Source organism: Lysobacter sp. Root983 (assembly GCF_001429345.1).
Taxonomy (GTDB): Bacteria; Pseudomonadota; Gammaproteobacteria; order Xanthomonadales; family Xanthomonadaceae; genus Lysobacter.
The window spans coordinates 53,991-68,881 of the sequence record NZ_LMJO01000017.1 but is presented as its reverse complement, the minus strand read 5'-3'; the positions used below and the strand labels follow the sequence as shown (position 1 = coordinate 68,881).

The 14,891-nt window shown below is 66.9% G+C and carries 18 protein-coding genes; 2 read left to right on the top strand and 16 right to left on the bottom strand.

Features of this window, described 5'->3' with window-relative positions; translation table 11 throughout:
- Window positions 1–509 precede the first annotated feature (509 nt).
- Complete coding sequence (gene mtnC / locus ASE43_RS16085; protein WP_057161200.1) at window positions 510–1,205, bottom strand: acireductone synthase; 696 nt, start codon at window positions 1,203–1,205, stop codon at window positions 510–512.
- Window positions 1,206–1,341: 136 nt separating this feature from the next.
- On the opposite strand from mtnC, the gene ASE43_RS16080 reads away from it, so the two are divergent.
- Entirely contained in the window at window positions 1,342–1,608 is a 267-nt protein-coding gene (locus ASE43_RS16080; RefSeq protein ID WP_056173816.1) for a hypothetical protein, read from the top strand.
- 18 nt (window positions 1,609–1,626) lie between these two features.
- Here the strand turns inward: ASE43_RS16080 and ASE43_RS16075 are convergent, their stop codons facing one another.
- From ASE43_RS16075 to ASE43_RS16060, 4 genes are all read right to left on the bottom strand, one after another.
- Entirely contained in the window at window positions 1,627–2,184 is a 558-nt protein-coding gene (locus tag ASE43_RS16075; protein ID WP_057161199.1) for an acireductone dioxygenase, read from the bottom strand.
- Window positions 2,181–2,819 (bottom strand): methylthioribulose 1-phosphate dehydratase, encoded by a 639-nt coding sequence (locus ASE43_RS16070; RefSeq protein ID WP_056173822.1) that lies wholly within the window; start codon window positions 2,817–2,819, stop codon window positions 2,181–2,183. The genes ASE43_RS16075 and ASE43_RS16070 overlap by 4 nt, the downstream gene beginning before the upstream one ends.
- Before the next feature lie 110 nt (window positions 2,820–2,929).
- A complete protein-coding gene (locus ASE43_RS16065; RefSeq protein ID WP_057161198.1) occupies window positions 2,930–4,363 on the bottom strand; it encodes an amino acid permease in 1,434 nt (477 codons plus the stop codon).
- A 135-nt stretch (window positions 4,364–4,498) separates the two neighbouring features.
- Window positions 4,499–5,968 (bottom strand): amino acid permease, encoded by a 1,470-nt coding sequence (locus ASE43_RS16060; protein ID WP_056173827.1) that lies wholly within the window; start codon window positions 5,966–5,968, stop codon window positions 4,499–4,501.
- Window positions 5,969–6,238: 270 nt separating this feature from the next.
- Between ASE43_RS16060 and ASE43_RS16055 the strand changes: the two genes are divergently transcribed.
- Window positions 6,239–6,700 (top strand): NUDIX hydrolase, encoded by a 462-nt coding sequence (locus ASE43_RS16055; RefSeq protein ID WP_235568803.1) that lies wholly within the window; start codon window positions 6,239–6,241, stop codon window positions 6,698–6,700.
- 946 nt (window positions 6,701–7,646) lie between these two features.
- On the opposite strand, the gene ASE43_RS16050 is transcribed toward ASE43_RS16055, so the two are convergent.
- From ASE43_RS16050 to yeiP, 11 genes are all read right to left on the bottom strand, one after another.
- On the bottom strand, window positions 7,647–9,728 hold the full coding sequence (locus tag ASE43_RS16050; RefSeq protein WP_057161196.1) for a phospholipase C, phosphocholine-specific: 2,082 nt from the start codon (window positions 9,726–9,728) through the stop codon (window positions 7,647–7,649).
- Between the two features lie 79 nt (window positions 9,729–9,807).
- Window positions 9,808–10,191, bottom strand: a complete 384-nt coding sequence (locus ASE43_RS16045; protein ID WP_057161195.1) for a hypothetical protein — start codon at window positions 10,189–10,191, stop codon at window positions 9,808–9,810.
- A gap of 153 nt (window positions 10,192–10,344) precedes the next feature.
- Entirely contained in the window at window positions 10,345–10,812 is a 468-nt protein-coding gene (locus tag ASE43_RS16040; protein WP_057161194.1) for a GNAT family N-acetyltransferase, read from the bottom strand.
- Between the two features lies 1 nt (window position 10,813).
- Window positions 10,814–11,176 (bottom strand): hypothetical protein, encoded by a 363-nt coding sequence (locus ASE43_RS16035; RefSeq protein ID WP_057161193.1) that lies wholly within the window; start codon window positions 11,174–11,176, stop codon window positions 10,814–10,816.
- A 55-nt stretch (window positions 11,177–11,231) separates the two neighbouring features.
- Entirely contained in the window at window positions 11,232–11,540 is a 309-nt protein-coding gene (locus tag ASE43_RS16030) for a hypothetical protein (RefSeq protein ID WP_057161192.1), read from the bottom strand.
- Window positions 11,541–11,588: 48 nt separating this feature from the next.
- Entirely contained in the window at window positions 11,589–11,876 is a 288-nt protein-coding gene (locus ASE43_RS16025) for a hypothetical protein (RefSeq protein WP_162258803.1), read from the bottom strand.
- Between the two features lie 19 nt (window positions 11,877–11,895).
- Complete coding sequence (locus ASE43_RS16020) at window positions 11,896–12,180, bottom strand: hypothetical protein (RefSeq protein WP_057161190.1); 285 nt, start codon at window positions 12,178–12,180, stop codon at window positions 11,896–11,898.
- Window positions 12,181–12,226: 46 nt separating this feature from the next.
- Window positions 12,227–12,952 carry a hypothetical protein gene (locus tag ASE43_RS16015; protein WP_057161189.1) on the bottom strand — a complete coding sequence of 242 codons (726 nt, stop codon included), beginning with the start codon at window positions 12,950–12,952 and terminating at the stop codon, window positions 12,227–12,229.
- Window positions 12,953–13,208: 256 nt separating this feature from the next.
- Window positions 13,209–13,751 carry a CbrC family protein gene (locus ASE43_RS16010; protein WP_057161188.1) on the bottom strand — a complete coding sequence of 181 codons (543 nt, stop codon included), beginning with the start codon at window positions 13,749–13,751 and terminating at the stop codon, window positions 13,209–13,211.
- Window positions 13,752–13,808: 57 nt separating this feature from the next.
- Entirely contained in the window at window positions 13,809–14,090 is a 282-nt protein-coding gene (locus ASE43_RS16005; protein ID WP_057161187.1) for a hypothetical protein, read from the bottom strand.
- A gap of 229 nt (window positions 14,091–14,319) precedes the next feature.
- A complete protein-coding gene (gene yeiP, locus ASE43_RS16000) occupies window positions 14,320–14,886 on the bottom strand; it encodes an elongation factor P-like protein YeiP (RefSeq protein ID WP_056173850.1) in 567 nt (188 codons plus the stop codon).
- Window positions 14,887–14,891: the final 5 nt, after the last annotated feature.

The window sequence follows — 14,891 nt, the reverse complement described above, 5'->3', positions numbered from 1 at the left end:
GCCTTGGGGTAGGAGCGGCGTGAGCCGCGACCGCGAATCCGCGATCGCCGTCGTCGTCGCGCCTGCCCGCGTGCGCTCCAGCCCTCGCGCTCGGAGGCGGCGTTCGTCGTGTTTGCGGTGGCGCGGTCGCGGCTCGCGCCGCTCCTACCCGGGGTGGCGAGGGTGGGGCGGTGGGGCGGTCGGATTGCTGGCGTTGTTGGAGAAATCGCGGCTTACGCCGCTCCCACAGGGACCGGCAGGTCGGCGTTCGCGGTGTTCATCGCCTGCGCGGTCTCATTGCCTATGGCATGCACCATGCGCCCTTGGAGGCGGAGGGGGCTCTCGCAAAGATGTCCTTCGCTGGTTCGCGATCCCTACTTGGGCGCGGCCGTTCGAACATGGGCCGTAATCGGTCGCGCGCCGGCCTTCTGTGGGAGCGGCGTAAGCCGCGATTCGCGACCTGCAGGGCGCGCGATGGCCCCACTCGCGCTATTCAACAGCGCCGATCCGGTGGCGCCAAATCGCGCCGCCTACACCTCGACCTGCGCGAACGAAGTCAGCCGCGCATGCCCATGCGCCGCCTCGCCCTCGCGCGGCTGCGGGTAGTCTTCCAGACGGTCGATCAGCACCGTCGCCAGGCCGGCCTCGCGGGCGGCATCGACTTCCTCGACCACGTCGGACAGGAACAGGATCTCGCCCGCCGGCAGGCCGATCGACTCGGCGATGCGCGCGTAGCTGGCGGCTTCGCGCTTGCCGCCGATCTCGGTGTCGAACCAGCCCGAGATCAAGCCGGTCAGGTCGCCATCGTCGCTGTGGCCGAAGAACAGCCGCTGCGCCGGCACGCTGCCGGAGGAATACACGTACAGCGGCAGGCCGGCCGCGTGCCAGGCGCGCAGCGCGAGCGCGGCATCGGGATAGATGTGGGCGGTGAAGTCGGCGCCCTGGTAACCGTCGGCCCAGACCATGCCCTGCAGCGCCTTGAGCGCGGTGTGCTTGCGGTCCTCGTCGATCCAGCCCTGCAGCACCTCGACGATCATCTCGTCCTGGCACACGCCGCCGCTCTCGGTCGCGACCGCGTCCAGCCATTTGCGCACCGCCGGCTCGCGACCGCGCGCTTTGACGAAGCCGGGCAGGGCGCGGCGCGCGTACGGGAACAGCACGTCCTTCACGAACGAGATGCTGCTGGTGGTGCCTTCGATGTCGGTGAGGATGGCGCGGATGGGCATGGCGGGGCGTCGCGGCGGGGACCTGGGATTGTCGCCTCCCGGCGCCGCCTAGGCAAAGATGCGGCGGTTCACGCATCGCCGCCGGCGGCGTTCTAGCAGGTAAGCGGGCCGCCCCAGGCCCGATCGCGGAGCGCGCATGTCCATCGAATTCATCGTGGCGATCGCCGACAACACGGCCAACAGGACCATCGTGGAAGGCAACGATGTGCGCCTGAGCGGTGGCGGCGGCACCCTCAACGGCAAGGTGCTGATCAGGATCCTGCCGTCCGGGGTGGGGGCGGCCAACATCCGCCTGCACATCCGCAGCCCGGGTCCGTGGTGGGCCCTGGACGACGTGCGCGATCTGCAGCGCTTCAGCCCGCTGGTCGAAACCGCCGTGCTCGCGGTCGAACGCCTGAGCTGAGCGCGGCGGCGACCGGCTTCAGGCCGCCTGGCCCTTCTCGTAGCGCGGGAAGCGCCGGGCGATGTCGGTGCCGGTGAAATGGCCGACCCAGCCGTCCGGCTCGGTGAAGAAACGGATCGCGACGAAGCTGGGCTCCGGGCCCATGTCGAACCAGTGCAGGGTGCTGTCGGGCACCGAGATCAGGTCGCCTTGTTCGCACTTGATCTCGTACACGCCGGAATCGACGTGCAGGGTGAACAGGCCGGAGCCGGCGACGAAGAAGCGGACCTCGTCTTCCTTGTGATAGTGCTCGTCGAGGAACTTGTCGCGCATGGCCTCGCGCTGCGGGTTGTCCGGCGCGATGCTGACCACGTCCACGCTCTTGAAGCCGCGTTCGGCGACCAGGCGGTCGATGTCGGCGCGGTAGGCGTCCATGATCGCGTCCGGCGCGTCGCCGGGCTGGACCGGGCGGCTGGCCTGCCACTGCTCGAAACCGACCCCGATCTTGCCCAGCTCGCGCGCCATCTCGGCGCGATCGCTGGTGCTCAGGCGCGGGCTGACGGTGTCGTCTTCGTCGAATATGCGCAGGCGGCTCATCGCTGCAGTCTCCTCAATTCCAGTTCGCATCCGAGCAGGAACTCGAACGCCTCCAGATGGCGCCTCGCCTCGGGCATATCGCGGCCCCAGGCGTACAGGCCGTGGCCGTCGATCAGATAGCCCCACATCGCCTGCTGGTCGAGCAGGGCGTCGACCTGGGCGGCGAGGGTGTGCATGTCCTGGGTGTTGGGCAGCACCGGCAGTTCCAGGCTGGTCTCGTGCGTGGTGTTGCCGGTGAAGGCCTTCAACAGCTCATAGCCCTCCAGATGCACATGGCCCAAGCCGGCGTACAGGCGCGAGGCCACGGTCTGGGTCTGCGAATGGGTGTGCAGCACGCAGCCGATCTCGGGATAGCGCTTGTACAACTGGGTATGCAGCAGGGTTTCGGCGGAGGGCCGGTGGCTGGTGGCGACCGGCGCGCCTTCCAGGTCCACGACCATGATGTCGGCCTCGGTCAGGCGGCCCTTGTCGCGGCCGGAGACCGTGATGGCGGCGTGCTGGGCATCGATCCGGCGCGAGAAATTGCTGCTGGTAGCGGGCGTCCAACCGCGCGCGGACAGCTCGCGCACGTTGACGATGATTTCGCCGGCGCAGTGGGCCAGGCGTTGCGGGTCGTAGGGCAGGGCGGTGCTCATGCCGCCAGTTTACAAACTCTGCGTGCCGGCGGCGTATCCGCGGACGGCGACGCAGCGTTCCGGTCGGGCGGCGGGCGGCCTGGGCCGCCCGCCGGGGACCGTGGCCGGGCTCAGCGCCCCGAGGCCGCGCGCAGGCGGCTGTGGCGGATGCCGTACAGGAAGTAGATCAGGAAGCCGATCGCGGTCCAGACCGCCATCAGGAACCAGTTGTGCGCGGTCATGGTCGACAGCAGCGCCAGGCAGCTGAAGATGCCGGCCAGGCAGATCACCCAAGCGAACGGGATCTTGAACGGGCGCGGCAGGTCGGGCTGGGTGCGGCGCAGGATCAGCACGCCGGCGCAGACCGCGGCGAACGCGATCAGGGTGCCCATCGAGGTCAGCTCGCCCAGCACGTCCAGCGGGAACAGCGCGGCCAGCACGGCAATGCCGATGCCGGTGATCACGGTGTTGATGTGCGGGGTGCGGTAGACCGGATGGATCTTGGTGAACACCGGCGGCAGCAGGCCGTCGCGGCCCATGATCATGAAGATGCGCGGTTGGCCGATGATCATCACCAGCACCACCGAGGACAGGCCGATCAGGGCGCCGATCTCCACCACCACCCGCAGCCAGCCCAGTTGCGGATGCGCGGCCACCGCGGTCACCACCGGCTCGTCGGTGCCCAGCAGGGTGTAGGGCACCAGGCCGGTCATGATCGCGGCCATGGCGATGTAGAGCACGGTGCAGATCGCCAGCGACAGCAGCATGCCGATCGGCAGGTCGCGCTGCGGCTTGTGCGATTCCTGCGCCGCCACCGACACCGCCTCGAAGCCGATGTAGGCAAAGAACACCAGCGCCGCACCGCGCAGCACGCCTTCGAAACCGTACTTGCCCGGGCCCTGGTTCTCGGGGATGAAAGGCTGCCAGTTGGCCGGGTCCACATACTTCCAGCCGGCGACGATCACCAGCACGATCAGGCCGGTCTTGAGCACGACCATGGCCATGTTCATGGCCGAGGACTTGCGGATGCCGACGTAGCACAGCCAGGTCAGCAGCAGCACGATCCCGGCAGCGGGCAGGTTGGCGATCGCGCCGGTCGGGCGCAGTTGCGCGTCCAGCGGCGCGCTGACCAGGGCGGTCGGCAGGTGTATGCCGAAATGCTCGAGCAGGCTGAGGAAGTAGCCGGTCCAACTGACCGCGACCGCCGAGGCCGAGACGCCGTACTCCAAGACCAGCATCCAGCCGATGAACCAGGCCGCCAGCTCGCCCAGGGTGGCGTAGGTGTAGGAATAGGCGCTGCCGGACACCGGCACCATCGCCGCGAACTCGGCGTAGGCCAGGGCGCAGAAGGTGCAGCAGATCGCCGCCAGTACGAACGACAGCATGATCGCCGGGCCGGCGTGGTCGGCCGCGGCCTGGCCGGTGATCACGAAGATGCCGCCGCCGATCACCGCGCCGATGCCCAGCGCGGTCAGGCCCCAGGGGCCGAGCGTGCGGTGCAGGCTCAGGCCTTCGGCATCGGCGTGTGCGGCGTGCGGGTGTTTGGTCGCCCAGAGTTGTTTCATCGGATCTTCCTGTCGCCGGGGCGCGGCGCCTCCGGCGGAATCGGGCAGGCCCTGCGGCCTGAACTGTCGGTCCTGAAATGGACAAGGCCGGCGGGCTGTTTATAGCCTCCGCCGGCCTTGCGCATCTTGCTACGTTCAGCCCGCCTTGCGCAGCTTGCTGTTGCGGTAGCCGTAGAAGAAGTAGATCAGCATGCCCAGCGCGGTCCAGCCGGTCATGACCTTCCAATGCTCGGCGAACGGCTTGGAGAACAGGTACAGGCAGATCAGCGCGCCCAGCGGGCAGACGACGACCGCCAGCGGCACCCGGAACGGGCGCGGCAGGTCGGGACGGGTGCTGCGCAGGATCAGCACGCCGACGCAGACGGTGGCGAAGGCGAGCAGGGTGCCCATCGAGACCATTTCGCCGAGCAGGCCGATCGGCAGGAAGCCGGCCAGCACCGCCGCGAACACGCCGACGATGATGGTGCCGATGTAGGGCGTCTGGAACTTCGGGTGCACCTTGGCGAAGAACTTCGGCAGCAGGCCGTCGTGGGCCATGGTGTAGAAGATGCGCGGCTGGCCCATCAGCATGACCAGGATCACCGAGCTCAGGCCGGCGATCGCGCCCAGTTCGACCACCATCTTCAGCCAACCCAGGGCCGGGTAGGTTTCCAGCGCGGTCGCCACCGGCTTGGGCGTGCCCAGCTCGGTGTAGGGCAGCAGGCCGGTCAGCACGCCGGCGACGATGATGTAGATGATGGTGCAGATCACCAGCGAGCCGAGGATGCCGATCGGCATGTCGCGCTGCGGGTTCTTGGCCTCGCCTGCGGCGGTGGAGACCGCGTCGAAGCCGATGTAGGCGAAGAACACCACCGAGGCGCCGCGGATCACGCCATCGACGCCGTACTTGCCGGGGCCCTGGTTTTCCGGGATGAACGGCACCCAGTTGTCCGGGTTCACGTACTTGGCGGCGAAGGCCACGAACATCGCGATCACCACGATCTTGATCGCGACGATGATGGAGTTCACGAACGCCGACTGGGTGATGCCGACGTAGCACAGGCCGCTGATGGCGGCGATGATCGCCACCGCCGGCAGGTTGACCAGGCCGCCGGTGTAGACGATGGCGCCGTCGACCACGTTAAGCGGCGCGGCCGCCAGCGACGCGGGTAGGCCTAGCCCGAAGTGCTCGAGGAAACTGTTGAGGTAGCCCGACCAGCCCACCGCCACGGTGGACGCGGCGAACATGTACTCCAGCACCAGGTTCCAGCCGATGAACCAGGCCACGAACTCGCCCAGGGTGGCGTAGGAATAGGAGTAGGCGCTGCCCGAGACCGGCAGCATCGCCGCGAACTCGGCGTAGCACAGGCCCGCCAGGGCGCAGGCGAAGCCCGCGATCACGAAGCTGAGTACCACCGCCGGACCGGCGTGGTTGGCGGCGGCGTGACCCGAGAGGACGAAGATGCCGGCGCCGATGACCGCGCCGATGCCCAGCATCACCAATTGCGTCGAAGTCAGTGTCCGCTTGAGCGTGACCTCGCCTTGCAGGCTGCCTTCTACCGGCTCTCCCGCGTCGACGTGCGGTGCAGCTTGCACCGGCTTGGTGATGAATAGGCCCTTAGACATCAGTATCCCCAGATGATGAGAGGTCGGCTGGCCGTACAAACGGCACACCCGGCGTATGGCGCAATGGCGGGCCACCATAACCCAGCGGGGAAAGCAGCGGCAAGCGGGACAAAGTCATGGTCTTTGCCGGCATAATCCGCGTCCGAATCAAGCCGCGGTGCAGCATTTGGGATGCTCGTGAGACATTCAGACCCGGACGCCGAGCTGCGTTCCAATCTCGTCGACTATGCGCGACGCTGGCCCGACGAGGCCGAGCGCGTACAGCCTTTCCTGGACCTGCTGGACGACGCCCAGGACCCGTTCCGGCGCGAGCGCCTGGAGGGCCATTACACCGGCGGCTGCTGGCTGGTCGACCGCGCCGGCGAACGGGTGCTGCTGACCCACCACCGCAAGCTCGAACGCTGGCTGCAACTGGGCGGCCACGCCGATGGCGACCGCGACCTGGCGCGGGTGACCCTGCGCGAGGCGGAGGAGGAGTCCGGTCTGTCCGACCTGAGCGTGGAACCCGAGCCCTTCGATCTGGACCGCCACTGGATCCCGGAACGCCGCGACGTGCCCGGGCACTGGCACTACGACGTGCGCTACGTGGTGCGCGCCAACGGCAGCGAGGACTACGTGGTCAGCGACGAATCGCTGGACCTGGCCTGGCGCCGCATCGACGAGCTGGTCGACGACCCCGGCAGCGACGAATCGATGCGGCGGATGGCGAGGAAGTGGTTGGCGCGCAAGTAATCTGTCCGGCCGCGTAGCCCGTGCTCGGGCCCCTCGCAGGATGCGGTGAGCCGAAGGCGAACCGCATCGCCGCGCCGGTCCGGCGATGACGACGGTGCGGTTACCACCGCACCCTACGGCCGCGCTGCGTAATCGCCGCGCTTCGAGCTCCCTCCTTCGTCAAAGGAGGGCCGGGGAGGATTTGCTCTTCATGCCGCCGAAGCCCCCCAGCTCGTAGGATGCGGTGAGCCGAAGGCGAACCGCATCGCCGCGCCGGTCCGGCGATGACGACGGTGCGGTTATCACCGCACCCTACGGCCGCGCTCCGTAATCGCCGCGCTTCGAGCTCCCTCCTTTGTCAAAGGAGGGCTGGGGAGGATTTGCTCTTCATACCGCCGAAGCGCCCTCCGCTCCCAGCTCGTAGGATGCGGTGAGCCGAAGGCGAACCGCATCGCCGCGCCGGCTCGGAGACGACGATGGTGCGGTTACCACCGCACCCTACGGCCGCGCTGCGTAATCGCCGCGCTTCGAGCTCCCTCCTTTGTCAAAGGAGGGTTGGGGAGGATTTGCTCTTCATGCCGCCGAAGCCCCCCGCGCTCGTAGGATGCGGTGAGCCCAGGCGAACCGCATCGCCGCGTCGGCTCGGAGACGACGACGGTGCGGTCACCACCGCACCCTACGGCCGCGCTGCGTAATCGCCGCGCTTCGAGCTCCCTCCTTTGTAAAAGGAGGGTTGGGGAGGATTTGCTCTTCATGCCGCCGAAGCCCCCCGCTCCCAGCTCGTAGGATGCGGTGAGCCCGAGGCGAACCGCATCGCCGCGTCGGCTCGGCGATGACGACGGTGCGGTTACCACCGCATCCTACGGCCGCGCTGCGTAATCGCCGTGCTTCGAGCTCCCTCCTTTGTCAAAGGAGGGTTGGGGAGGATTTGCTCTTCATGCCGCCGAAGCGCCCCCGCTCACAGCCATCAACCCGCCCCGATCGCCGGATCGCTGACGCTAGCCCGCCCGGTCTCCACATGCCCGGCGAAGCGACGCAGATAGCCCGCATCGTGGTCCGAGCTCAGGCTCAGGTCGTACCAATGCGCGCTGGCCGCCAGCGGCCAGCTGTCGTCGATGCTGGCGCCCGGCGCGAGCGGATAGCTGCGCGCCGGCGCGCTGCTGTAGTGGTTGGGGCGCAGGGTCAGGCGGCAGGCGCCGCTGCCGCTGTTGCTCAAGCGCAGCAGCAAGCGTTCGTTGACCAGGTCGTATTCGATGCGCAGTTCCGGATTCGCGCCGCCGCTCGCGGTCGCCTTCAGCAGATCGCCCTGGAACACGCGCAGGAACCCGTTCGGCCCATGCGCGCTGAGATCGTACTTGCCCTGCGTATAGGCCTGGGCGCTCCAGTAATCCGACAGCTGCGTGCCCGGCGTCAGCGTGTAATACCACGGGCCGTCGCTGCGGTTGCGCGCGTACACGTTGAAGCCCGCGCCGGCGACGCCGGTATTGGCGAAGTCCAGCCAGTAGCGGCCGCTGGCGGCCTCGATGCGGCCGTGCACGTGCAACTGATACGGCAGCGCGCGCGCCGGGCGTTGGCCCAACTCCTGGCGCGGCATCTTCGGCTGCTTGGGCGCGCTGGGCACCGGCAACTTGCAGGACTGATCCGCGCGCGTCATGTGCTCGCGGGTGTCCGGCAGCGCCGGCCAGACCGGGTCGGCGCCGGCGAAATCCAGGGCCGTGCTGAGGTCGCCGGCGACCGCGCGCCGCCAGGCGCTGATGTTGGGTTCGGCCACGCCGAAGCGCGATTCCAGGAAGCGCAGCACCGAGGTGTGGTCGAAGACCTGCGAATTCACCCAGCCGCCCTTGCTCCAGGGCGAGACCACGAACATCGGCACGCGGATGCCCAGGCCGACCGGCACGCCGTTGTAGTTCTCGGTGGCGGTGTCGACCGTGCTCTTGCCGAGGCTGGAGGTGATCGCCGGCAGCGGCGGCGGGACGTGGTCGAAGAAGCCGCCGTTCTCGTCGTAGTTGATGATGAACACGGTCTTGGACCAGACCTCGGGATTGGCGACCAGCGCCTCCAGCAGGCGCGCGGTCAGCGATTCGCCGTAGGCCGGGGTCGCAGCCGGGTGCTCGCTCATGATGTAGGGCGGCACGATCCACGACACCGCCGGCAAGGTGCCTTCGCGCACGTCCTTGGCGAAGGCCGCGACCAGATGCTCGCCGCGCGAGGCGGCGGCGTTGGCGGCGGTCGAGCCGTCCACCCAGGCGCGGCCGCGCTTGTAGAGTTCCGAATTGCGGTCCAGGTTGCGGAAGTTCGCGAACGACTGCAGCGAGTTGTCGCCGTAGTTGTCGTACTCCTGATACACCCGCCAACCGATGCCGGCGTTCTGCAGGCGCTCGGCATAGGTGCCCCAGCGGTGGCCGGCGAACGTCGCCTTGTCCTTGGACATGTCCGAGGTCCAGTTGCCGTCGTCGGCGTTGTTCACCGCCTGCGCGCCGAAGTCGCCCACGGTCATGCCGCTGGTGCCGGTGAACAAATGCATGCGGTTCGGATTGGTCGGGCCGTGGTGCGAGCAGTAGTACGCGTCGCAGACCGTGAACGCGTCGGCCAGGGCGTAGTAGTAGGGCAGGTCGGCGCGGGTGAAGTGGCCCATGCACATCGGGCCCTTGGTCGCGATCCAGGCGTTGTAGTCCTTCCAGCGCGCGTGCGTGCCCTTCCAGCTGTGGTCGATGTCGGCCAGGCACTGCGAGGCGGTGCTGTCGGTGCTGAGCCGGAACGGCAGCACGGCCTGGCCGCCGCTCTTGGGCTGGCGCCACACCGGGTCGCCATTGGGCAGCGCGATCGGGCGCGGGTCGTCGAAGCCGCGCACGCCGCGCAGGGCGCCCAGGTAATGGTCGAAGGAGCGGTTCTCCTGCATCAGGATCACCACGTGCTGCACGTCCTGAATGGTGCCGGTCACGCGCGCGGCGGGCGTCGCCAGCGCGTTGCGGATCGACGGCGGCAGCATCGCCAGGGTGGCGGCGGCGCCGGCGAACTTGAGGAAATCGCGACGGGTGTCGGAGACCATGGATCTTCCTTGCGAGCGGTGATGCGGGGGAAGGGGCGATGCTGGGCGAGGATGGTTGCAAGGGTATGGCAGGCGGCGCTCAGGGCCCGTGGACGAATTCCAGTTTCGACAACACGGCCGCGACCGCAGGCACGTTCTGATAACGGCGTCGCAGTTCGGTCAGACGGCGGTCGTTGCCCTTGCAGGCGCGGTTGGCGCCCTGGACGATCTCTTTGCTGCGTTGCCTGTCGCCTTGCGGCGCTTCCTCGCCGCGCCAATGCTCGCAGTCGTCGTAACGCTGCAGGAAGGCGCGCACCTCGTGCGGCTGCTCGCACCAACTGGGATGGCGCTCCGGCGCCTCGCACAAGGAGCGCTCGCGCGGGCTGAGATGACCGTTCGGGCGCGGGTCGTCGAGCTTGGGCGCGCGCGCCTGCGCGGCGGCGAGCGGGATCAGGCAGAGCAGCAGCAGGCTAGGGCGGCGCATGGATCCTTCCTCGGGCCAAAGACGATGCGTGTGGCCGAGCGTAAACCCGCGGCGTCGGCGCCCGATAGCGGGGCCGTTACCCAGCGCGATAAGTGTGCCAAAAATGTGGATATCTCTGCGTCAGGGCAAGGCGCGGCGCCGACACGGTCCGGCTTAGTCGCTCGCGTCCAACCAACGCGTCATCAGGCGCCGCGGATGCGCCGTGTAGCCCGCGCGCTCGTAGATGCCGCGCGCGCGCTCGTTGTCGTCGTTGACCTCCAGCCGCAGCGCCCGCAGGCCTTCCGCGCGGCACAGCGCCTCGGCCTCGGCCAGCGCGCGCTTGGCCAGCCCTGCGCCGCGGTGCGCGGGCAGCACGAACAACTCGTCGAGCAGGCCGTAGCGGCCGCCGAACTCCAGGCTGAAGCCGAACCCGACCGCGACGTGCCCGGCGATCTCGTCGCCGCGCAGGATCAGGCGCAACCGTCCCGCGTTCGGGTCGGCGATCAGCACCGACAGCGCCGAGCGCAGCGCCGGTTCGTTCCAGGGCAGGTGCTCGACTGTGTAGAACTCGCGCAGCACCGGCATCAGCCGCGGCAGGTCCGCCTCCATCGCCGCCGCGAAGCGGTAGTCGTTATGGCTCATCTCAGGCCTGCTCCGGCCACTGACGGAAGTTCACGCAGACCGTGGTCTTGTCCAGCATCGCGAACTCGCGCGAGCCCCAGGGCTTGAGCGCGACCTTGCTGGAATTGGGATGCAGCAGCTGCGGCGCGCGCGCGGACAGCTCGCGGTACACCGCATCGACGTCGTCGGTGTCGATGCCCAGCTCCGGACGATCCTTGGCCGCGTACTCCGGACTCTCGACGATATAGGCCTTGGCGCCGTCGCGCGCGATCACGGCCATGTTCGCGTCCCGATACTGCACTTCGAATCCCAGCCCGTCGACGAAGAATTCGAGCCCGTCCTCGAGGCGGTCGTAGAAGATTTTGGGGATGAGGTTCTTGAACATGGAAGCTCCCGCTGTCGATAGTGGTCCAGTGCCCGACCGGATCGAGTAATCCGCATTACAGCGGTAGCAAGTGGTCGAAGATGTCGAAGTCGATCAGCTTGCGAAGCGTGGGGTCGAGCGCGGTGCGTGGCAGATCCACGGTACCCAGCTGGGCCAGCGCCTTGCGCTCGAGGTCTGCCCACGAGCCGGCAAGCTCCAGTTCGTCTAGTTCAGGCATCAGGTACACCTTGTAGCGATCGGGATACTCGTCGAGCTCCTCGTCGAATGAGCAGTCGAGGAAGAACGACCGCTTTCCATCCGAGGTGTAGATGGCCCGGGGTTGATCCCAGAATTCTTTGTATCGGAAGGGGTGCCACTTTGCCATTTTGTCTGGAGTTCCCGATGGCGTCGCGCTATGGGCTGTATACGCCCGTTATCGGGTCCCGAGGACCGAGCGCAACAAAACGATGTTCTCGCAGTCCTCGCTCTCCAGAACCCACCCCGCCTCGGGCGTATCGATCATGATGCCCTCGCCGTATTCGGATCGGAACCATTCACTGGAGTTCGCCTCGTCCTCCGGAAATTGGCCGGTGCTGACGATGAAGATGACCTTGGAGGGCTCTTCATCGTTGAGCCATTGAACGAGATCACCGATTTCCACAGGCGTGCTCGTTCCTGGGTAGAAGATTCGTTTCATGGCGTGTTTGCGCTGGATGCTCATCGAAACGGTGCGCATGGTTCTAAAAGCGGGTGTTTTCGCTGAAGGGCAACGGGATTCCATGCTCTCCCAGCACGACTTTGCAGTGAATGAGGTAGTCCCACAGGCGGTTGCGAAGGTCGTTGAGATCGTCATACGCGCCGGTACCACGTAACGAATCGACATCCGCCAGGATATCGTCGGCTTGGCGGCAAATCGCATGGAGAGAGTCGCCCTGAATCAGGACCCCAGGAAACTTGCGCTGAGGGTGTCGAAGAACGGCGGCGTTGCTCTGGTCGGAGTAGATCTCGACGGTGTCTGTGCGCATGAGCTATTTACCTAGAGTTTGAAACCTGCCCGCTTTGTCTGGGCTGTCAGGCCTCTTCTATCGATTCAGCCTGGGGCTTCCTGATATCGCGTCGCAAAGTGTCGTCGAAGGTGCCGAAGCAGCATAGCCAGCCGTACTGACTGAAGGAGTACAGGCCGACGCTGGCCGGATCGCGTTCCAAGCCGGCTGGCAGCGGATGCGGATGGGCCTGTTTCAGGATATGGCTGCGCACCAGGTAGTCGACCTGCCTGACCACGTAGCGGTAGTCCATGCCCGGGCCGCTGGACGTGGCTAAAATCTGATGGATGACCAGCGCGCTGCTGGTGGTGGTGAAGTGCGCCAGGAAGGTCAGCGCGCCGGTCCAGCTGCGGCAGAAGTAGATCCGGTCGGCGTAGAGGTAGATGTCCCACTTCTCTTCCATGCGCGAGGAGTGGAACAGGACGCCGTCCGTGGTTTCGCCGTCGAAGGGATACTCCAGCCGGCATTCCAGGGCGACCGCGCCGGACGGCACCAGGCCGATGTGTTCCTGTCCCAGGCTGGCGCGCAGGGCCGAGAAGGAGGAGGCGACGGCCGGGTCCTGGGTGGCCGACAGCATGGACCGGACGAAGGCCAGGCAGTCGTAGCCGTTCACGGTGAAGGGATTCTTCGGGTCGTCCTTTTCCAGCCATTGGACGGCCGGCAGCGACTCGTTGAGTACGGGCCCTGCTGCGGGCGTGGTGCCGTCGGCGCCCGAGGTCTTGCTGCCAAACATGTTGCGGAAAAATTTGATCATGCGGACTCCCCCTTGGCCAGGCGCCCGAGTGATGCGGGATAGCGACGCAACCAGGCTCGAAGACAGGATCGAGCCGCAGTCGCGCCCACGGGCGGCTGCGCTTGCCTAGGATGTATCACATAGCGCGCTGCGATGCCCGTACGCGGCGAGCCGGTCCGCATGGTTTGCGCCTGACCGGTCGTGCTATCTACGACTGGAGACGCAACCGATTGTGCCCGGAGGCGTCCTGTTCAGCGGGTGCCGCTGCTAAGAGCACTCAATCGCAGTCTTGATAGCCGCCGAAAGCGCCGCATTTCAAGCAGCGGAACAGATACGCGCTGGGCGAGCCGTTCTTGTCCAAAGCAACGAACTGGCGTTGCCAGGCATCGTCCATCAGGCCGGTCGATGCTTGGATTGGCGATATGGCCTCCGGCCCGTACGCGAGCAGTTCCTTGTGTCCGACCCGGCCGACGAAAGCGCCAGCATCGCCACAATGCGTCCACCAGCGTTCTTGTTGCCATCCAGAGAACCCCGGCGTCCGGTGCGCGACTTCCCGAACCACGCCATCGGGCACTGCCTCCCAGTTGCCGTAATCGCCGATGCCGTCTTCGTCGATGAAGCTTGCGCCAAACCTGTCGTGCGCCGAGCCGTCGGCGATGCACCACGGGCAAAGCGTCTCGTCGAGCTCAGCTTCGGCGTAGACCGGGCCGATGTAGACGTAACCCCCGACTTTGCCGCAGCAGGCACAGGCCGTGTCCGCTTCGATGATGTTGCCGGAAGCGATGGGATCCTCGTGGTATTTGAACTTGGGCAGCTCCATGCGGTGTCCTCAAGGTTGGCGCGCTCTCGCACAGAACAGCTGCGTGCGCGGATATCGCTAGCGCTTGCCTGTCCGTGCCGCAAGCAAGCCCGCTGCCGCCGCAAAGATCAGCGCAAGCGACAGGTCGGCAGTGAAATAGGCCAGGTGGAAATCGTAGTTATCGCAAGCCGAGGGCGAGCAATCGCCGCCGATTCTGTGAAAGGCGAGGGGAAACCCGGCGACTTCCTGGCCGTCGCGCTGGTACGCATGGCGCGTGAGCAGGTAGGGCAGCGCATTGGCTAACGAGGCGATGCCAGCCGCCGGCAGAAACGCTGTGAGGAATCTAGCCTTGGCTTGCATGGCGACGTCCGATGTTCGGGCCTAGGGCCAGCCGCCCGGCGGCTTGGCCGCGGAGGCGGCGCATGTCGCTGCAGTATGCGGCCGAGGGGCGCCAGCGCACAGCCTGTGTATGCACCGGTGCCGTCGATCGATTGCCTGGAGCCTGCGCCGCATCGGCGACAAACGCGGGAGCGCCGCGTCCGTCGCCGGTGCGTAGGTCGCGGCGGCCCGCAGGCTCGCTACGCGTCGATCAATCCGCGCGCCCGGCGAACTCGCCGGTGGCGGTGTTCACCAGCACGCGTTCGCCGTTGACGATGTACTCGGGGACCATGATCTCGATGCCGGTCGAGAGCTTAGCCGGCTTCGGGCGCTTGGTGGCGGTGCCGCCCTTGAGTTCCGGCGGGGTCTCGATCACTTCCAGGGTCACGCTGGCTGGCAGCTGGATGGCGACCGGCTGGTCGTCGATGATCTGCACATAGCAGCCCGACAGGTCGTCGACGATGTAGCCGGCGGCGTCGCCGATCACGTCGGCGTCGAGCGTGTACGGGGTGTAGTCCTCGTCGTCCAGGAACACGAAGGCGTCGCCGTCCTTGTACGAATAGGTCACCTGGCGGCGGCTGAGTTCGACTTCCTTGAGTTCGTCGTCGCCGCCGACGCTGAGGTCGAACTTGGTGCCGCCCGGAACCGAGTACATGGTGAAGCGGAACTTGACGTTGCCGCCGCGGCCCTGCGGCGAGCTGCGTTCGATGTCGCGCACCTGGTACACGGTGTTGTTGTGCTCGATTACGTTACCTTTTTTGACGTCGTAGGCTTTCATGGGCT

What these genes read in the sequence shown, in the direction of transcription:
- ASE43_RS16030 (WP_057161192.1), bottom strand. Translation starts at nt 11,540, where the DNA reads ATGGCAAAGTGGCACCCCTTCCGATACAAAGAATTCTGGGATCAACCC.
- ASE43_RS16040 (WP_057161194.1), bottom strand. Translation starts at nt 10,812, where the DNA reads ATGAGCCATAACGACTACCGCTTCGCGGCGGCGATGGAGGCGGACCTG.
- ASE43_RS16025 (WP_162258803.1), bottom strand. Translation starts at nt 11,876, where the DNA reads ATGAGCATCCAGCGCAAACACGCCATGAAACGAATCTTCTACCCAGGA.
- ASE43_RS16010 (WP_057161188.1), bottom strand. Translation starts at nt 13,751, where the DNA reads ATGGAGCTGCCCAAGTTCAAATACCACGAGGATCCCATCGCTTCCGGC.
- ASE43_RS16075 (WP_057161199.1), bottom strand. Translation starts at nt 2,184, where the DNA reads ATGAGCCGCCTGCGCATATTCGACGAAGACGACACCGTCAGCCCGCGC.
- ASE43_RS16005 (WP_057161187.1), bottom strand. Translation starts at nt 14,090, where the DNA reads ATGCAAGCCAAGGCTAGATTCCTCACAGCGTTTCTGCCGGCGGCTGGC.
- ASE43_RS16080 (WP_056173816.1), top strand. Translation starts at nt 1,342, where the DNA reads ATGTCCATCGAATTCATCGTGGCGATCGCCGACAACACGGCCAACAGG.
- ASE43_RS16060 (WP_056173827.1), bottom strand. Translation starts at nt 5,968, where the DNA reads ATGTCTAAGGGCCTATTCATCACCAAGCCGGTGCAAGCTGCACCGCAC.
- ASE43_RS16050 (WP_057161196.1), bottom strand. Translation starts at nt 9,728, where the DNA reads ATGGTCTCCGACACCCGTCGCGATTTCCTCAAGTTCGCCGGCGCCGCC.
- ASE43_RS16045 (WP_057161195.1), bottom strand. Translation starts at nt 10,191, where the DNA reads ATGCGCCGCCCTAGCCTGCTGCTGCTCTGCCTGATCCCGCTCGCCGCC.
- ASE43_RS16020 (WP_057161190.1), bottom strand. Translation starts at nt 12,180, where the DNA reads ATGCGCACAGACACCGTCGAGATCTACTCCGACCAGAGCAACGCCGCC.
- ASE43_RS16065 (WP_057161198.1), bottom strand. Translation starts at nt 4,363, where the DNA reads ATGAAACAACTCTGGGCGACCAAACACCCGCACGCCGCACACGCCGAT.
- ASE43_RS16070 (WP_056173822.1), bottom strand. Translation starts at nt 2,819, where the DNA reads ATGAGCACCGCCCTGCCCTACGACCCGCAACGCCTGGCCCACTGCGCC.
- yeiP (WP_056173850.1), bottom strand. Translation starts at nt 14,886, where the DNA reads ATGAAAGCCTACGACGTCAAAAAAGGTAACGTAATCGAGCACAACAAC.
- ASE43_RS16015 (WP_057161189.1), bottom strand. Translation starts at nt 12,952, where the DNA reads ATGATCAAATTTTTCCGCAACATGTTTGGCAGCAAGACCTCGGGCGCC.
- ASE43_RS16035 (WP_057161193.1), bottom strand. Translation starts at nt 11,176, where the DNA reads ATGTTCAAGAACCTCATCCCCAAAATCTTCTACGACCGCCTCGAGGAC.
- mtnC (WP_057161200.1), bottom strand. Translation starts at nt 1,205, where the DNA reads ATGCCCATCCGCGCCATCCTCACCGACATCGAAGGCACCACCAGCAGC.